Source organism: Sabulicella flocculans (assembly GCF_045449635.1).
Classification (GTDB): Bacteria; Pseudomonadota; Alphaproteobacteria; order Acetobacterales; family Acetobacteraceae; genus Roseococcus.
Map to the genome: position 1 here is coordinate 1 of NZ_JBJJBR010000031.1, position 16,735 is coordinate 16,735.

General features: G+C 75.9%; 12 protein-coding genes and 1 other RNA gene. 3 read left to right on the forward strand and 10 right to left on the reverse strand.

The window, feature by feature from the left end:
- The 8 genes from ftsL to ACI6QG_RS18340 form a co-directional block, all read right to left on the reverse strand.
- Positions 1 to 495: cell division protein FtsL (gene ftsL, locus ACI6QG_RS18305; protein ID WP_491630750.1), on the reverse strand; the 495-nt coding region annotated here is incomplete at its 3' end.
- Complete coding sequence (rsmH, locus tag ACI6QG_RS18310; protein ID WP_407026033.1) at positions 492 to 1,436, reverse strand: 16S rRNA (cytosine(1402)-N(4))-methyltransferase RsmH; 945 nt, start codon at positions 1,434 to 1,436, stop codon at positions 492 to 494. The genes rsmH and ftsL, both read right to left, overlap by 4 nt.
- Positions 1,433 to 1,870 (reverse strand): division/cell wall cluster transcriptional repressor MraZ, encoded by a 438-nt coding sequence (locus ACI6QG_RS18315; protein WP_407026034.1) that lies wholly within the window; start codon positions 1,868 to 1,870, stop codon positions 1,433 to 1,435. Before ACI6QG_RS18315 ends, rsmH begins: the two co-directional genes overlap by 4 nt.
- A 413-nt stretch (positions 1,871 to 2,283) precedes the next feature.
- Positions 2,284 to 2,709, reverse strand: an RNA gene (rnpB, locus tag ACI6QG_RS18320) — RNase P RNA component class A.
- 36 nt (positions 2,710 to 2,745) lie between these two features.
- A complete protein-coding gene (locus tag ACI6QG_RS18325) occupies positions 2,746 to 3,447 on the reverse strand; it encodes an N-acetylmuramoyl-L-alanine amidase (protein ID WP_491630751.1) in 702 nt (233 codons plus the stop codon).
- Positions 3,448 to 3,546: 99 nt separating this feature from the next.
- On the reverse strand, positions 3,547 to 4,311 hold the full coding sequence (locus ACI6QG_RS18330) for a TerB family tellurite resistance protein (RefSeq protein ID WP_407026035.1): 765 nt from the start codon (positions 4,309 to 4,311) through the stop codon (positions 3,547 to 3,549).
- A gap of 58 nt (positions 4,312 to 4,369) precedes the next feature.
- Entirely contained in the window at positions 4,370 to 6,148 is a 1,779-nt protein-coding gene (locus ACI6QG_RS18335; protein WP_407026036.1) for an SLC13 family permease, read from the reverse strand.
- Positions 6,149 to 6,172: 24 nt separating this feature from the next.
- A complete protein-coding gene (locus tag ACI6QG_RS18340) occupies positions 6,173 to 6,667 on the reverse strand; it encodes a winged helix DNA-binding protein (protein ID WP_407026037.1) in 495 nt (164 codons plus the stop codon).
- 82 nt (positions 6,668 to 6,749) lie between these two features.
- Here ACI6QG_RS18340 and ACI6QG_RS18345 point away from each other — a divergent pair, with 82 nt between their 5' ends.
- From ACI6QG_RS18345 to ACI6QG_RS18355, 3 genes are all read left to right on the forward strand, one after another.
- Positions 6,750 to 10,355: a hydantoinase B/oxoprolinase family protein gene (locus ACI6QG_RS18345; protein ID WP_407026038.1), complete on the forward strand. Its 3,606-nt coding sequence runs from the start codon at positions 6,750 to 6,752 to the stop codon at positions 10,353 to 10,355.
- Between the two features lie 88 nt (positions 10,356 to 10,443).
- Positions 10,444 to 13,197 carry an AsmA-like C-terminal region-containing protein gene (locus ACI6QG_RS18350; RefSeq protein ID WP_407026039.1) on the forward strand — a complete coding sequence of 918 codons (2,754 nt, stop codon included), beginning with the start codon at positions 10,444 to 10,446 and terminating at the stop codon, positions 13,195 to 13,197.
- A 25-nt stretch (positions 13,198 to 13,222) separates the two neighbouring features.
- Complete coding sequence (locus tag ACI6QG_RS18355) at positions 13,223 to 14,602, forward strand: M20/M25/M40 family metallo-hydrolase (protein WP_407026040.1); 1,380 nt, start codon at positions 13,223 to 13,225, stop codon at positions 14,600 to 14,602.
- Between the two features lie 94 nt (positions 14,603 to 14,696).
- On the opposite strand, the gene ACI6QG_RS18360 is transcribed toward ACI6QG_RS18355, so the two are convergent.
- Complete coding sequence (locus ACI6QG_RS18360) at positions 14,697 to 15,662, reverse strand: tripartite tricarboxylate transporter substrate-binding protein (protein WP_407026041.1); 966 nt, start codon at positions 15,660 to 15,662, stop codon at positions 14,697 to 14,699.
- Positions 15,663 to 15,783: 121 nt separating this feature from the next.
- Complete coding sequence (locus ACI6QG_RS18365; protein WP_407026042.1) at positions 15,784 to 16,692, reverse strand: tripartite tricarboxylate transporter substrate-binding protein; 909 nt, start codon at positions 16,690 to 16,692, stop codon at positions 15,784 to 15,786.
- Positions 16,693 to 16,735 lie beyond the last annotated feature (43 nt).

Below are 16,735 nucleotides of genomic sequence, written 5' to 3' on the forward strand. Positions count from 1 at the left end.
GGCAGAGGCGGCGGCGGCGGGCGCGGCAGGGGCGGGGGCCGCCACGGGGGCCGCCACGGGGGCCGGCGCGGGCTCGGGCGCGCGGGCCAGCTGCACGGGCGGCGACACCGGGCGGATGTCGGCCAGGGTGACCACCAGCGCCTCGCCCGGGGCGGCGGCGACGTCCGTGCGCGGGCCGAAGCCGGTGCCCTGGGGCGCGAAGGCGGCGGCCACCGGCAGGCGGCGCTGCGCGTCGTCCAGGCGCTGGAACTGGGCGGGCTCCATCGGCTGCATGTGGCGCAGATGGGCGGCGGCGAGGGCGCGCAGGCGCTCCTGGTCGTTCAGCCGGGCCCATTCCGCCCCCAGGATCTGGGTGCGGGACAGCTCGGCCTCCGTCTGGCGGCGGATGTCGCGCAGGTCGCGGTCCAGCCCCGCCACCTCCTCCTTGGTCTGGTAGACGTAGAAGCCGGCGCCGAAGAAGGCGGCGAAGGTGACGGCGGTCAGCGGATGGATCATGCGGCGGCGCTTTCGGGAAGGCGCTGGAGGGCCCGGAGGTGGGCGGAGCGGGCGCGCGGGTTGGCGGCGCATTCCGCCGGCGTCGGCCGCACGGAGCGCGGCGTCAGCAGGCGGAAGGGCGCCGCCGCGGGGGGTGCGCCCAGCAGGGCGCCGGGGTCGTGGCGCGAGGCGCGCGGGGAGCGCCCCGCCGCCTCCTGGAAGGCACGCTTCACCAGCCGGTCCTCGAGCGAGTGGAAGCTCACGATGACCAGCCGCGCGCCGGGCGCCATCAGGGCCATCGCGGATTCCAGCGCGCGGGAGACTTCGCCCAGCTCGTCGTTCACCTTGATGCGCAGGGCCTGGAAGGCGCGGGTGGCCGGGTGCAGCCCGGACGGGTCGCGCGGGACGGCGGCGCGCACCACCTCGGCCAGGCGGCCGGTGGACAGGATGGGCGCCTCGGCGCGGGCGGCCAGGATGGCGCGGGCGATGCGGCGGGAATGGCGCTCCTCGCCCAGCTCCCACACCAGGGCGGCCAGCTCGCGCTCCCCCAGGGTGTTCACCAGGTCGGCGGCCGAGGGGCCGGCCTTCTCCATGCGCATGTCCAGTGGGCCGTCGAAGCGCAGGGAGAAGCCGCGCTCCGCCTCGTCCAGCTGGAAGGAGGACACGCCCAGGTCCAGCACGATGCCGTCCAGCGCCGTCACGCCGCGCGCCGCCAGCTCCGCCGCCATGTCGCCGAAGCGGGCCTGCAGCAGGTGCAGCCGGCCGGGGAAGCGGGCCGCCAGCGCCGCGCCGCGGGCGATGGCGTCCGGGTCGCGGTCCAGCGCCCACAGGGTGCAGGGGGCGGCTTCCAGGATGGCGCGGGCGTAGCCGCCGCCGCCGAAGGTGCCGTCGAGCAGGGTCTCGCCGGCGGCGGGGGCGAGGTGGGCCAGCACCTCCGGCAGCAGGACGGGGACGTGGCTCATGCGCCGGGCTTTCCGCCGGCGCGGGCCAGCAGCATCTCGCGCGCGGCGGCGATCTGCGCCTCGGCGGCCTCGGGGGCCCAGAGCTCGAAGCGGTTGATCTTGCCCAGGAAGGTCACCTGCCCGTCCAGCCCGGCGTGCTCCATCAGCTCCCGCGGCAGGACCATGCGGCCCTCGGGGTCGGGGGTGATGTCCACCACGTCGGCGAACAGGGCATAGGCCAGGGCGTCGTCCTCCAGCGAGGGCTCGTCCAGGGGGGAGACGGGGGTGGCGACGGCCTCGAAGGCGGCGGCGGGCCAGGCCTCGATGCAGGGCAGGCGGGGGGAGCGGCGCAGCACCAAGCCCTCGCCGCCCAGGCGCGCGCGGAAGGGAGCGGGCACGGAAACCCGTGCCTTGGCATCGAGCTTGTTGGTGAACCTGCCCCGGAACTGGGTCATCGCTTTTCCGGACGCCCCCCGTTGCCAGCCTCATCCACGGGGGCCCGACCGGTCTGCGCACCTTCCTGAAGGGGAGGGGAGCAGCGGCCGACGAGGCCCCCCGACCTCGCCGGCTCGCCCGACCAGCCCTGCCGAACCGCCCGCCCCCCCGAGCGAGAATTGGTTCCAACCGGGCTGACATGGTTCTACGTGGGATGGGATGGGACTGCAAGGGATAATGGACTCACCCCCTGGGAGGATCGCGAGGCGGTATCCTGCCATATCAAGCGGTTGTCCCGAAGTCATGAAGTTTGGGTCAAACTGCCGCTGCATGGGAGAGTCCCCTGTGGCCGCCGGGCGACAGGGAACGAAAAGCGAATTGCATGCGGGACTCGGGATGCACCCAAAGGTTGAATGCTTGGGAAGGTATGTGCGGTGCCAGGGGGCCTGTAAGCCGGGTTCTGTCCAGCCCCTCGCGGGGCCTGGGCGACCATTCCTCTGGAGCCCGCGTCGCCGCGGGCTTCGCGCGGCCAACCCGGAGGACGGGGCGGGAACCCCTGTGCCATTGCTGGCACCGCCCTCCCTATTCGGCCTTGCTCCCGGTGGGGTTTGCCGTGCCGCCGCCATTGCTGGAAGCGCGGTGGGCCCTTACCCCACCGTTTCACCCTTGCCGCGGGGCCTCGCGGCGCCGCGGCGGTCTGTTCTCTGTGGCACTTTCCCTGGGCCTCGGCTCGCCAGCGGCGAACCGCTGGAAACACCTCCGCCCGCCGGTCCTTAACCGGCACCGTCTTCCCGTGGAGCCCGGACTTTCCTCCAGCCCCGCGATCGCTCGCGGAACCAGCGGTCGCCCAGCCCCCCGGCACCGCGGCGGGTGATGCGCCGGGCCGGCGGGCGGGTCAAGCCTCGCCGATGGCGTCCAGCAGCCCGGTCATCCGCCGCAGCGTGCCGGCATCGGCCACGCCGTCCACGCGCTCCGGCCGCCAGTGGCGCTGGAAGGCAGTCACCAGCACCGGCAGGGGCAGGCCGGTGCGGTAGCCGATGCGCCCCAGCAGGGCCATCGGGTCGCCCTCCGCCGGGCCGTCCGCCGGCCACAGCCCGATGCCCAGCTTCGCCAGCCCCTGCCAGTCGAACAGCTCGCCGGGGTCTTGCTTGCGGTCGGGGGCGACGTCGCTGTGGGCCAGCACGTTGCGCGGCGCGATGGCCGGGTGGCGGCCCAGGATGTCCAGGCAGAGGTCGGCCACCGCCGCCATCTGCAAGGCCGGGAAGGGCCGGTAGCCCCATTCGTGGCCGGGGTTCACCACCTCGATGCCGATGGAGGTGGCGTTCAGCGCCTCCCGCCCCCGCCAGTGCGAGGCACCGGCATGGCGGGCCCGGCGCCCCTCGGGCACCAGTCGGAACACCTCGCCATCCTCCTCCACCAGATAGTGGGAGGAGACGGCGGCGGCGGGGTCGCGCAACCGGTCCAGCGCGGCGCGGCCCGATTGCATGCCGGTGTAGTGGAGGATGAGGCTGTCCACCACCGCGCCCTCCGGCCGCGGGTCGTGGTTGGGGGAGGGCGCCTCGGTGACGCGCATCCCGCCCAGGAAGGGAATGTTCAAGGCGCGCCCGTCACAGCTTGCGGTCCCGCTTGATGCGGTCCCCTCGCTGGGCTCGACCAGCGAGGCGGGCCATGCGGCCTGGGGCCGCCCGCGCGCCCGTCACAGCTTGCGGTCCCGCTTGATGCGGTCCCAGGCCGCGTTGATCTCGGCGACCTTGTCGGTGGCGCGCTTGACGAATTCGGGCGGCACGCCGCGGGCGGCCAGGGTGTCCGGGTGGTTCTCGCGCATCAGCTTGCGCCAGGCGGCGCGCACCTGCTCATCGGTCGCGTCCGCCGGCAGGCCCAGCACGCGGTAGGGGTCCAGCCCCGGCGATTCGCCCGCACCCGGCCGGGCCTGGCCGTCGCGGGCGCGCTCCCATTCCTGCGCGCGCAGGCCGAAGCCCAGCTGCACCCGCTGGAGGAAGCGGACCTCCCCCTTGGTCAGCGGGCCATCGACGCGGGCGATCTGGAACAGGGCGGCCAGCACGTCCTCCAGCATCGCCTTGTTGTCGGCGAAGGCCTCGCCCAGCTTGTCGGCGAAGGGCTCGAAGTCCTCCGCCGTCTCGCGCGCCTCGTCGAACAGGCGGGCGACGTCGCGCATGTTCTCGGGCGGGATGCGGAACAGGCGCTTGAAGGCGTCGATCTCCGCCCGCACCACCGGCCCGTCGCACTTGGCCAGCTTGGCCGAGAGCACGACCACCGAGATGGCGAAGAGCTGCTCCTTGGAGCCGAGCAGCGAGGCCAGGGTGGCGGCGTTCGGCCCCAGCCGCCCGCCCATGACGCCGGCATCCGCCGCGTGGCCGGCGGCGGCGCCCAGCACGGCGCCCAGCGGCCCGCCCGTGGCGAAGCCCGCGATGCCGCCGATGATCTTGCCCCAGAAGCTCAAGCCGACCCCGCCCTTCGCGCCCGCTTCCCTTATCACATGGGGATGGCGGGCGGCAGCCTCACCCCCCGCTGAGCGGCCAGAACACGGGAATCAGCGCCGTCGCCACCGCCGCGACCAGCAGCGACAGCGGCAGGCCCAGCCGGGCGTAGTCCCCGAAGCGGTAACCGCCCGGGCCCATCACCAGCGTGTTGCACTGGTGCCCGATGGGGGTGAGGAAGTCGCAGGCGCAGCCGATGGCCACCGCCATCAGGAAGGGGTCGGCGTTCAGGCCGAGCTGGCGCGCCATCTGCGCCGCCACCGGGGCCATGATCAGCGCGGTGGCGGCGTTGTTCAGGAAGGGTGTCAGCGCCATGGCCGCCAGCAGCACCAGGGCCAGCGCGCCGATGGCGGGCAGGTGCACCGCCACCGCCGCCAGCCCGGAGGCGATCAGCTCCGCCCCACCGGTGCGGGACACGGCGTCGCTGATCGGGATCATCGCCGCCAGCAGCACAAGGATGGGGATGTCCAGCGCCTCATAGGCCTCGCGCAGGGTCAGCACGCCCAGCAGCACCGTCAGCACCGCGGCGCCGAAGAAGGCCACCGACACCGGCAGCCAGCCCAGGGCGACGCTGCCCATGGCGCCGGCCAGCAGCAGCACCGGCGCCCAGTCCAGCCGCCGCCGGCCGAGCTCGGCGGCGCCCATCTCCAGGGGCAGGCAGCCCATCTCGGCCAGGGCGGCTTCCATGCGGTCGGCCGGGCCCTGCAGCACCAGCACGTCGCCCACGCCCAGCCGCGCCTCGCGCACCCGCGGGGCGTTCACCGCGCCGCGGCGCGACACCGCCAGCAGGTTGACCCCGTGGGTGTGGCGCAGCCGCAGGTCCCGCGGGGTGCGGCCCGCCAGGGGCGAGGCCGGCAGGATCACCGCCTCCGCCACCTCCACCGCCTCGGCGGGCAGGTCGGCCAGGCCGCCCTTGTCGGCATGGGCCAGCACCAGCCCGGCCTCGGCCACCAGGGCGCGGATGGCCGCGGGGGCGCCGCGCAGCACCAGCGCATCGCCCGTCGCCAGCACGGTGGCGGGGTCGGGCAGGTCCTGCCGGGTGCCGCCGCGCAGCAGGGCGGCAACGCTCACCTCGCCCTCGGCGGCGGCCTCCAGCGCGGCCAGGGTCTGCCCGGCGAAGGGGCAGGGGTCGGGCAGGCGGGCCTCGGCCACGAAGGCCACGGTGGCGCCGGTGGACGCCGGGGCGCGCCGCCCGGCCGCCCCCAGCAGCCGCCAGCCGAAGGACAGGAACAGCAGCGCCGCCGCCACCAGCCCCAGCCCGACCGGGGTGAAGTCGAACAGGCCGAAGGGCTCGCCCGACACTTCCTGCCGCACGCGCGAGACGAGGATGTTGGGCGAGGTGCCGACCAGCGTGACCACCCCGCCCACCAGCGTGCCGAAGGCCATGGGCATCAGCAGCAGCGAGGGCGAGGTGCCGGTGCGCCGGGCCACCTGCAGCGCCACCGGCAGGAAGATGGCCAGCGCGCCGATGTTCTTCATGCCCATGGCCAGCACCGTCACCGCGCCCGTCAGCGTGGCGACCTGGGCGCCGGGGGTGCGCAGCCGCGGCTCCAGCAGCCGGGTGAAGCGGCGCAGCAGGCCCGAGCGCGCGATGCCGGCCGAGAGCACCAGGGCCGAGGCGACGATCACCACCACGTCGTCCCCGAAGCCGTCGAAGGCGTCCTTGGCCGGCACCAGCCCCAGCAGCAGCGCCGCCAGCAGCCCCATCAGCGCCACCAGGTCGTAGCGCCAGCGGTCCCAGACGAAGAGGGCCATCATCGTGGCCAGCAGGGAGAAGACGAGGATCTGCGGGGTGGTCATGCCCCGCGCCAACGCGCGGCGGCCTTAGATGGTGGCCGCCGCCCGAGCCGCTTGGTCGTAATGGCCCGAGAGGGCGCGCAGCAGCGCCGCCGCCTCGCGCAGCCGCCCCTCCTCCTGGCCGGAGGCGGGGGTCAGCAGCGCCTCGCGCAGCTCGTGGTAGCGGGCGCAGAGCGCGAGGCCGGCCTCCGTCACCGTCACCGTCTGCTCCTTGCCCTGGCGGCCCAGGGTGACGAGGCCGGCGGCGGCCAGCTTACGCACGGCGTAGCGGGCGATGTGCGCGTCCTCGATGCCCTGCACGCGCATGATCTCGGCCAGGCGCTTCGGGCGGTCGCGGTGGCGCACGGTGTGCAGCACCAGCACCTCGGTCGGGCTCAGCCCCCCCTGGCCGGCGGCGGCGGCGCAGCCGGTCATCCAGCGGCCGAAGGCGGCGGAGCACAGGATCAGCCCGAACTCGAACTCGCTCAGCGCCGGGGAGGCACCGGCGGCCAGGTGGGCGGAGGAGACGGGGGCCTTGGGCATGGCGCGCAGCATAGCCCCCTTGCGACATTGACAAAACGCTGACGATTTATCACCGTCGCCCGGCAGGCGAGGGGTGTGGACCATGGGCGCGATCGGGCATGCGGGCTGGCAGTTCTGGGTGGACCGCGGCGGCACCTTCACCGACATCGTCGCCCGTGCCCCCGACGGCGCGCTGTCCACCGCCAAGCTGCTGAGCGAGAACCCCGAGCGCTACCGCGACGCCGCCGTGGCCGGCATCCGCCAGGTGCTGGGGCTGGAGCCCGGCACCGCCCTGCCGCCGGGCCTGGTGGACGCGGTGAAGATGGGCACCACGGTCGCCACCAACGCCCTGCTGGAGCGCAAGGGCGAGCGCGTGCTGCTGCTGGTCAACCGCGGCTTCGCCGACGCGCTGCGGATCGGCAACCAGGCCCGCCCGCGCCTCTTCGACCTCCACGTCAGGCTGCCGGAACTGCTGCACGAGCGCGTGGCCGAGATCGGCGGCCGCGTGGCGGTGGACGGCACCGGGATCGAGCCGCTGGACGAGGCCGCCGCCCGCGCCGCCCTGCGCGCGGCCTTCGCCGATGGCATCCGCGCCGTGGCCGTGGTGCTGATGCACGCCTGGAAGCACCCGGCCCATGAGCGGCGCATCGGGGAGATCGCGCGGGAGGAGGGGTTCACCCAGGTCAGCCTCTCCCACGAGGCCAGCCCGCTGCCGCGGCTGGTGCCGCGCGGCGACACGGCGGTGGTGGATGCCTACCTCTCGCCCATCCTGCGGCGCTACGTGGCGCAGGTGGCGGAGGAGCTGGGCGCGCACACGAAGCTGTATTTCATGCAGTCCTCCGGCGGGCTGACCGAGGCGGCGCGCTTCCAGGGCAAGGACGCGATCCTGTCCGGCCCCGCCGGCGGCATCGTCGGCGCCGCGCGCACCGCCGCCATGGCCGGGTTCGAGCGCATCATCGGCTTCGACATGGGCGGCACCTCCACCGACGTCGCCCTCTATGCCGGCGAGTATGAGCGCGCCTTCGAGACGGTGGTGGCCGGGGTGCGGATGCGCGCGCCGATGATGGCGATCAACACGGTGGCGGCGGGCGGCGGCTCCATCCTGCACTTCGACGGCGCGCGCATGCGCGTGGGCCCGGACAGCGCCGGCGCGGTGCCCGGCCCCGCCGCCTATCGCCGCGGCGGGCCGCTGACGGTGACGGACGCCAACGTGATGGTCGGCAAGATCCAGCCGGCGCATTTCCCCGCCATCTTCGGCCCCGGCGGCGACCAGCCGCTGGATGCCGAGGCGGTGCGCCTGAAGTTCGCCGAACTCGCCCAGCGCATCGGCCGCGCGCCGGAGGCGGTGGCGGAGGGCTTCCTCACCATCGCCGTGGCCAACATGGCGCATGCCATCAAGCAGGTGTCGCTGCAGCGCGGCTACGACGTCACGAAATACGCGCTGACCTGCTTCGGCGGCGCCGGCGGCCAGCACGCCTGCCTGGTGGCCGACGAGCTGGGGATGGAGACGGTGTTCCTGCACCCCTTCGCCGGCGTGCTTTCCGCCTACGGCATGGGCCTGGCGGACCAGAGCGCCATCCGCGAGGCCGCGGTGGAAGCGCCGCTGGAGCCCGGCGGCATGGACGCCATCGCCGCCACCCTGGCGCGTCTGGAAGCGGAGGGCCGCGCCGAGCTCCAGCGCCAGGGCGCCGACCCCGCCGCCCTGCGCGCCACCCACCGCCTGCACCTGCGCTACGCGGGCACCGACGCCTTCCTGCCGGTGCCGATGGGCGCGCACGGCGCGGTGCTGCACGCCTTCACCGAGGCGCACCGCGCCCGCTTCGGCTTCGCGACGCCCGAGCGCCCGGTGATCGTGGAGGCCGCCATCGCCGAGGTGACGCTGCCCGGCGAGGCGGTGGCCGAAGCCCCGCTGTCGCCGCGCGCCGCGGACGAGGCCATCCCCGAACTCGACCGCGTGCGCGTCTTCGCCGAAGGCCGCTGGCACGACGCCCCGGTGGTGGACCGCGACGCCCTGCGCGCCGGCGACCGCATCCCCGGCCCCGCCCTGATCCGCGAGCGCATCGCCACCATCGTCGTCGAGCCCGGCTGGACCGCCGAGGCCACGGCGCTGAACCACGTGGTGCTGCGGCGCACCGCCCTGCGCGCCAATGCCCGCACCGAGCTGACGGGCAAGCCCGACCCGGTGATGTTGGAGCTGTTCAACGCCCTGTTCATGAGCATCGCCGAGCAGACCGGCGTGGTGCTGCAGAACACCGCGATGAGCGTGAACATCAAGGAGCGCCTGGACTTCTCCTGCGCCATCTTCGACGCCGCGGGCAATCTGGTGGCCAATGCCCCGCACGTGCCCGTCCACCTGGGCGCGATGGGCGAGAGCGTGAAGACCGTGATCGCCTCGCGCGGGGCCAGCCTGCGGCCGGGCGACGTGGTGGCGCTGAACAACCCCTACAATGGCGGCACCCACCTGCCGGACATCACCGTCATCACCCCGGTCTTCGACGAGGAGACGGGCAAGGACATCCTGTTCTTCGTCGGCTCGCGCGGGCACCATGCCGATGTGGGCGGGCTGACGCCGGGCAGCACGCCCCCGGCGGCGCGCACGCTGGAGGAGGAGGGCGTCGTGATTGACGACTTCCTGCTGGTGGAAGCCGGCCGTTTCCGCGAAGCGGAGTTCCGCGCGCTGCTCACCGGCGCGACCTGGCCCGCACGCTCCCCGGACGTGAACCTGGCCGACATCAAGGCCCAGGTCGCGGCGAACGAGACGGGGGTGCAGGAGTTGCGCCGCGCCGTGCGCGAGTTCGGCCTGGGCACGGTGCAGGCCTACATGCGCCACGTGATGGACAACGCCGAGGAATCCGTCCGCCAGGTGCTGGAAACCCTGAAGGACGGCCATTTCGAGACGCGCACCGATGACGGCACGCCCCTGGTCGTCGCCATCCGCGTCGACCGCGCGAAGCGCGAGGCGGTGATCGACTTCACCGGCACCGGCCCGCAGCGCCCCACCAACTTCAACGCCCCCGCCGCGGTGTGCCGCGCCGTGGTGCTCTACTGCTTCCGCTCGCTGGTCGGCGCCGACATCCCGCTGAATGATGGCTGCCTGAAGCCGTTGCGCATCATCGTGCCGCCCGGCTCCTTCCTCTCGCCCGAGCCGGGGCGCGCCGTGGTGGCCGGCAACACGGAAGTCTCGCAGATGACCTGCAACGCCCTCTTGGCGGCGCTGGACGCCTGCGCCTCCGCGCAATCCACCATGAACAACCTCCTCTTCGGCGATGGCGAGTTCCAGTATTACGAGACGGTCTGCGGCGGCGTCGGCGCCGGCCCCGGCTTCGACGGCGCCTCGGCCGTTCAGACCCACATGACCAACACCCGCATGACCGACCCTGAGATCCTGGAGATGCGCTACCCGGTGCGGCTGGAGGAATTCTCCATCCGCCGCGGTTCCGGCGGCGCGGGGAAGTGGCGCGGCGGCGACGGCTCCCGCCGGCGCATCCGCTTCCTGCGGCGGATGGAGGCGGTGATCGTCGCCTCGCGCCGGGTCGTCGCGCCGCACGGGCTGCATGGCGGGGCGGATGGCGCGCCCGGCCGGCAATGGGTGGAGCGCGCCGACGGCAGCCGCACCGGGATGCCCGGCAACACCGGCCAGGCGATGCTGGAGCCCGGCGACGTGCTGGTGCTGGAAACCCCCGGCGGCGGCGGCTGGGGCGCCGCCTAGGGACTTCCCCCCTTCCACGCGCCCCGTTCCTCCCCCACAAGGAATGCGAGGCTTCGGAAGGGGTGAGATGCGGGGGCGGTGGTGGCTCATGGCTGGCGTGGCGGCGCTCGGCGCAGCCATGGCCGGCGTGCTGGCCGCCCCCGCCTTCATCGACTGGGACGCCCGGCGCAACCAAGTCGCGCGCCTCGCCGCCGAGCGCCTCGGCCGCCCGGTGGCGCTGTCCGGCCCGCTCCACGTCACCCTGCTGCCGCGCCCGGTGCTCGAAGCCTCCGGCGTGCTGATCGGCGAGGGCGGGGATGGGTTGGGCATCGCCACCGAATCCCTGCACCTGCGCCTCGACGGCCCCTCCCTGCTGCTGGGCCGCCTGGTGGTGCGCGAGGCCGCATTGGTCGGCGCCGAGATCCGCCTGCCCTGGCCGCCGCAATCCCTGGCCGGGCTGGTGCCGCCGCCCTGGCTGACCGCGCTGGATGCGCGGGTGGAGCGCGGGCGCATCCTGGTCGGCGGCGTGACACTGGAGGGCGTGCAGGCGCGCCTGCTGGCCGGCGGCCCCGCCGAGGCGCTGTCGGCCGAGGGCACGCTGCGCTGGGACGGGCGGCCGCTGGGCTTCGCCGCCACGCTGGGCCGCGCGGGGGAGGATGGCGCGGCGCCGCTGGACCTGTCGGTGGCGGCCGAAGGCGGCATGGTGGCCGCGCGTGGCATCCTGCCCGGCCCCGGCGGCTTCGAGGGGCGGCTGGAGGCCAGCGGTTCCGACCTCGCGGCCTTCCTGCCGGCGCCGCCCGGGGCGTTCCGCGCCGCCGCCCGCCTGTCCGCCTCCGCCGAGGTGCTGGCCGCCTCCGGCCTGACGCTGGAGCTGGGGGGGCAGGCGCTGTCCGGTGCCGCCGCGCTGCGCCTAGCCGCCGCGCCGCGCCTGGAGGCCAGCCTGGCCGCGCCGCGCCTGGACCTCGCGCCCTGGCTGGCGGCGCTGCGCGGCGCCGGGGCGGCGCGCCTGCCCGTCGCGCTCGACCTGGCGGCGGAGGGGGCGACGCTAGGGCCGCTGCGGCTGCGCCGCCTGCGCGGCACCGCCCACCTGGAGGGCGAGCGGCTCACCCTGTCCGACATCGCCGCCGAGCTTCCGGGCGAGGGGCGGCTGGAGGCCACCGGCGCCTCCGCCGGCCCGCGCCTCGACCTCGCGCTGCGGGTGGCGGCGGGCGAGCCGCGCGCGCTGCTGGAGGCGCTGGGCTGGCCCGCGGCGCTGCCGCTGCCGCCCGGCGCGCTGGACGCGCAGATGCGCCTCTCGGCCGAAGGCGCGGCGCTGTCCGCCACCGACCTCGCGGCGCGCTGGGGCGAGTCAAGGCTGGCGGGCGGCTTCACCTGGCGGCGCAACGGCGCGCGTCCCATGCTGGCCCTGGGGCTGGAGGCCGACGCCCTGCCGCTGCCAACCACCGCGCCCGCCCTGCTGGCGGCGCTGCGCGGCCCGGGCGCCGACCTGCAGCTGCGCCTCGCCGCCGGCTCGCTGCTGCTGGCCGACGGCACCTGGGACGCGCTGAGCCTGGACGGCGCGGCGGAAGGCGACCGCTGGGTCATCCGCCGCCTCGCCGCGCGCCACCTGGGGTTGGAATGGACCCTGGCCGGCGGGCTGGCCGGCGGGCGGCTGGCCGACACCACGCTGGAGGCGCAGGGGCCGGCCGGCCCGCTGCTGGCCCGGCTGGGCTGGTCCCGCCCGGCGCTGGCCCAGGCGCCGCTGCGGCTGCGCGCCGCCGCCGCCGGCCCGCTGGACGCCCTGGCCCTGCGCGGCGAGCTGGAACTGGCGGAAGCGCGGCTGGAGGGCCAGGGCACGCTGGACTGGCCCGCCGGGCGCGGCCAGGGCGCGCTGACCGCCCGCCACCCCGGCGCGGTGCGGCTGCTGGGCGGCGCCTTCGGCGGCGCCGCGCCGGACTTCCTGGGCGAGGGTTCCTTCTCGCTGGTGGCGAACTGGCAGCTGCGCCCCGACGCCTGGGCCAGCGACGGCTTCGACCTGGTGGCCGGCGCCCTGCGCGCCCGCGGCCAGGGCAGCGTCTCGCGCGGGGGGGCGCGGCGCGCCGTGGCCGGGCGGCTGCACTTCGAGCACCTGCCGCTGCCCGAATGGGGCGCCCTGCTGCCCGAGGCGTGGCCGGACCTCGACCTCGCGCTGCGCGCCGACACGGTGGCGGCGCCCGGCCTGCCGGCGCTGTCCGCCGCCAGCGCCGCGCTGCGCGCCGACGCCGCGGCGCTGCGGCTGGAGGAGGGCCGCGCCGCCGTGCTGGGCGGCGAGGCGAGCCTGCGCCTGCGCCGCGCCGGCGCCGCGCTGGAGGCCGAGGGCGCGCTGGCCGACGCGGTGCTGGCCGGCCCGGCCTTCGGCACGCCGCTGGACGTCACCGCCGGGCGGCTGGGCGCCGAATGGCGGCTGGCCGCGCGCGGCCACGCCCCGGCGGCCCTGCGCGAGACCTTGTCGGGCACCGCCCGCCTGTCGCTGCGCGACGCCGTGGCGCAGGGCTTCGACGCCACCGCCGCCGCCGCCGCCCTGGGCTGGGAGGACACCCGCCGCGCCGAGGCGGCGCTGCGCTCCGCCCTGGCCGGCGGCGCCACCCCGCTGGAGCGCGCGGAGATCCGCCTGTCCCTCGCCGACGGCGTGGCGACGGTGGAGGAAGGCGCGCTGCTGGCCGAGGGCGGGCTGGCGCTGGCCCTTTCCGGCCGGCTGGACCTGCCGCGCGAGGTGCTGGCGCTGCGCCTGGCCTTCCCCTCGGCGCCCGAGGTGGCGCTGCGCGCCGACGGCCCGGCCGCCAGCCCGGTGCGCCTGCCCGAACTGGGCGCCTGGCTGCGCGCCCGGGCGGGTCTGGCGCCGTGACTCCCACCGGGGCATGGTGCGCGCCATGCCCGACCGTGACGCCGCGCTCGCCGCCGCCGCCGCCCTCTTCGACACCGGCCGCCTGAAGGACACCCTGGCCCGGCTGGTCGCCATCCCCTCCACCTCGCAGGACGCGGCCGGGGCGCCGCACCTGGGCCGCTACCTGGAGGAAGGGCTGCGCCCCTGGCTGGAGCGGCTGGGCTTCGCCGTGCAGGTGCACCCGAACCCGGAGGACGGCTTCGGCCCCATCCTGACCGGCGTGCGCCTGGAGGACCCCGCGCGCCCCACCGCCCTGCTGTACGGCCACGGCGACACGGTGCGCGGGCTGGAGGACCAGTGGACCCCCGGCCTGGACCCCTGGACCCTGACGGAGAAGGACGGCGCCTGGTACGGCCGCGGCAGCGCCGACAACAAGGGCCAGCACGCCATCAACCTGCTGGCGCTGGAGGCCGTGCTGGCCACCCGCGGCCGGCTGGGCTTCAACGTCAAGCTGGTGATCGAGATGGCGGAGGAGCGCGGCTCCCGCGGGTTGCGGGAGTTCGTGGCCGCCCACCGCGACCTGCTGGCCGCCGACGTGCTGCTGGCCAGCGACGGCCCGCGGGTGGACCCGGCGCTGCCCACCATTGCCACCGGCACCCGCGGCACCTTCCACTTCGACCTGGTGGCGCGGCTGCGCCCGGGCGGCGTGCACAGCGGCCACTGGGGCGGGCTGACCACCGACCCCGCGGTGCTGCTGGCGCACGCCATCGGCACCATGATGGACCGCGACGGCAAGATCCTGGTGCGCGAATGGCTGCCCGCCGGCGGCGTCCCGCCCGCGGTGAAGGCGGTGCTGGAGGGCTGCCCGGTGGGCGGCGGCGGCGAGGCCGCCACCGTGGACGAGGCCTGGGGCGAGCCCGGGCTGAGCGCGGCGGAGAAGATCTACGGCTGGAACAGCCTCATCATCCTGGCGATGGTGTCGGGCCGGCCGGAGAACCCGGTGAACGCCGTGGCGCCCGACGCCCGCGCCCATTGCCAGATCCGCTACACGGTGGACGCCGACACCGAGGGCTTCGAGCCGGCGCTGCGCCGCCACCTGGACGCGCACGGCCTGCACCGCGTGCTGATCGAGAATGCCGGGGTGCGCATGGCGGCATCGCGCACCGCGCCGGACCATCCCTGGGTGCAATGGGCGCGGGGCAGCATGGAGCGCTCGCTGGGTGGGCGGGTGCAGGTGATCCCCAACAGCAGCGGCGGCCTGCCCGGCGACGTCTTCGTGGACCACCTGGGCACGCCGCTGGTCTGGGTGCCGCACTCCTACAATGGCTGCAAGCAGCACGGCCCGGACGAGCACCTGCTGCCCGGCCCGGCGCGCGAGGGGCTGCTGGCCTTCGCCGGGCTGTGGTGGGACCTGGGCGAGAAGTAGCGCCTGGATCATGTGCGCAGACGCGGATCATGGTCCAGCCTTTGCTGAGAGGACGATTCACCGCTTTGATGATTCCATCAAGGCGGATCGTGCTCTATTCGATGGTGACGCCGGCCTCGCGCACCAGGGCGGCCATGCGGGCGCGCTCGGCGGGCACATAGGCGGCGAACTCGGCCGGTGCGGTGCCCAGGGGCAGGGCGCCCAGCGCGTCCAGCCGGGAGCGCACCGCCGCGTCGGCCAGGGCGTGGCGCACCGCGCCGTGCCAGCGCGCCACCGCGGCCGGCGCCATCCCCGCCGGGCCGTAGAGGCCGTTCCACTCGTTCAGCTCGTAGCCCTCGAAGCCCTGCTCGGCCACGGTCGGCACCTCGGGCAGGCCGGGCACCCGGCGGGCGGAGGACACGGCGATGGCGCGCACCCGCCCCTCCTGCGCCAGCTGGAGCGAGGAGGCGACGGTGCCGAACACGAAGGCGATGTTGCCCGCCACCAGGTCCTGCAGGGCCGGCGCGCCGCCGCGATAGGGCACGTGCACCATGTCCAGCCCGGCGCGGGCGAGCAGCAGCGCCGAGGCCAGGTGCGCCGCCGTGGCGTTGCCCGAGGAGCCGTAGGAGAGCTGCCCCGGCCGGGCGCGGACATGCGCCACGAATCCGGCCAGGTCCCGCGCGGGGAAGGAGGGGTGGACGATCAGGATCTGCGGCCAGACCAGGATCTGGCTGATGGGGGTGAAGGCGGCGGCGTAGTCGAAGGGCAGGCCGCGCATCAGCGCCGGGTTCACCGTGTGCGCCAGCGCGTCCACCATCACCGTGTGGCCGTCCGGGGCGGCGCGCGCCACCTCGGCGGCGCCGATGGAGCCGCCGGCGCCGCCGCGGTTCTCCACCACCACGGTCTGGCCCAGGAAGGCGGCCATCGGCCCGGCCAGCAGGCGGGCGGCGGTGTCCACCCCGCCGCCGGGCGCGTAGGGCGCCACCAGGCGGATGGAGCGCGCCGGCGCCCATTCCTGCGCGCGGGCCAGGCCGGGCAGGGCGAGCAGGGGCAGGGCGAGGGCGGTGCGGCGCTTCATCATGCGCCCAGCCCTAGAGCACGATCCGCCTTGAGGGAATCGTCAATGCGGTGGATCGTCCTCTCGGCAAAGGCTGGACCATGGTCCAGCACGCCGCGCGGCGCGGCGGCAGCGCGGGCCGGGTTCAGCCGGCCTCGATGCCCTCGGCGCGCAGCAGCGCGCCCATCGCCGCGCGGTCGGCCGCCAGGAACGCGGCGAAGCCGGCCGGGCCGCGCCCGTCCGCCGCCATGCCCAGCGGCGGCAGGCGGGGCGCCACCTCGGCCAGCGCGGCCAGTGCCGCCTCGGCCTGCCGCGCCACCAGGGCGGGCGGGGTGGCGGCCGGCGCGTGCAGCCCCAGCCAGTCCTTGATGTCCAGGCCCAGGGCGGGCCAGGGCGTGCCCGCCGCGCTGGCGCCCAGCGCCCGCAGCCGTCCCGCCTCCAGGTGCGGCGCCGCCAGCGCCACCGAGGCGAAGGCGAAGGGCACGTCGCCGCGCAGCAGCGCTGTCACCTGCTCGGCGCCGCCGCGGAACGGCACGTGGGTGGCGGAGAAGCCGCCGCGGCGCGCCCAGGCGGCTGCCGCCAGGTGGGTGCGGCTGCCGACGCCGACGCTGGCATAGGCCTCGGGCCGCAGCGCCGCCAGGGCGGCGGCATCGGCCGCCGGGTGCCCGGCGCGCACCACCAGCAGCAGGGGCAGGGTGGCCAGCAGCGCCACCGGGGCGAAGGCGGCGAGGTAGTCGAAAGGCAGGCCGCGCATCAGCCAGGGGTTGGTGGCGTGCCCGCCGGAATCCAGCAGCAGCGCCGTGCCGTCGGCCGGCGCCTGCGCCACCAGCGCCGCGCCGATGGCCCCCGCGGCGCCCGAGCGGTTCTCCGGCACCACCTCGCGCCCCAGCCGGGCGGCCAGGGGGGGCGCCAGCATCCGCCCCAGCGCGTCGGTCGAGCCGCCGGGCGGCCAGGCGATGACCAGGCGCAGCGGGCGCTCCTGCGCCGGGGCGGGCCGGGCGAGCAGCGATGCGGGCGAGGCGAGCAGCAGGGCGGGCAGGGCGCGGCGACGCATGGGCGCGGGCATCCCGCCCGGGCGGCGCGGCGTCAAGCGACGG

Excerpts from the sequence above, each read along its gene's own strand:
- rsmH (WP_407026033.1), bottom strand. The coding sequence starts at position 1,436 with ATGAGCCACGTCCCCGTCCTGCTGCCGGAGGTGCTGGCCCACCTCGCC.
- ACI6QG_RS18315 (WP_407026034.1), bottom strand. The coding sequence starts at position 1,870 with ATGACCCAGTTCCGGGGCAGGTTCACCAACAAGCTCGATGCCAAGGCA.
- ACI6QG_RS18345 (WP_407026038.1), top strand. The coding sequence starts at position 6,750 with ATGGGCGCGATCGGGCATGCGGGCTGGCAGTTCTGGGTGGACCGCGGC.
- ACI6QG_RS18350 (WP_407026039.1), top strand. The coding sequence starts at position 10,444 with ATGGCTGGCGTGGCGGCGCTCGGCGCAGCCATGGCCGGCGTGCTGGCC.
- ACI6QG_RS18365 (WP_407026042.1), bottom strand. The coding sequence starts at position 16,692 with ATGCGTCGCCGCGCCCTGCCCGCCCTGCTGCTCGCCTCGCCCGCATCG.
- ACI6QG_RS18335 (WP_407026036.1), bottom strand. The coding sequence starts at position 6,148 with ATGACCACCCCGCAGATCCTCGTCTTCTCCCTGCTGGCCACGATGATG.
- ACI6QG_RS18360 (WP_407026041.1), bottom strand. The coding sequence starts at position 15,662 with ATGATGAAGCGCCGCACCGCCCTCGCCCTGCCCCTGCTCGCCCTGCCC.
- ACI6QG_RS18340 (WP_407026037.1), bottom strand. The coding sequence starts at position 6,667 with ATGCCCAAGGCCCCCGTCTCCTCCGCCCACCTGGCCGCCGGTGCCTCC.
- ACI6QG_RS18355 (WP_407026040.1), top strand. The coding sequence starts at position 13,223 with ATGCCCGACCGTGACGCCGCGCTCGCCGCCGCCGCCGCCCTCTTCGAC.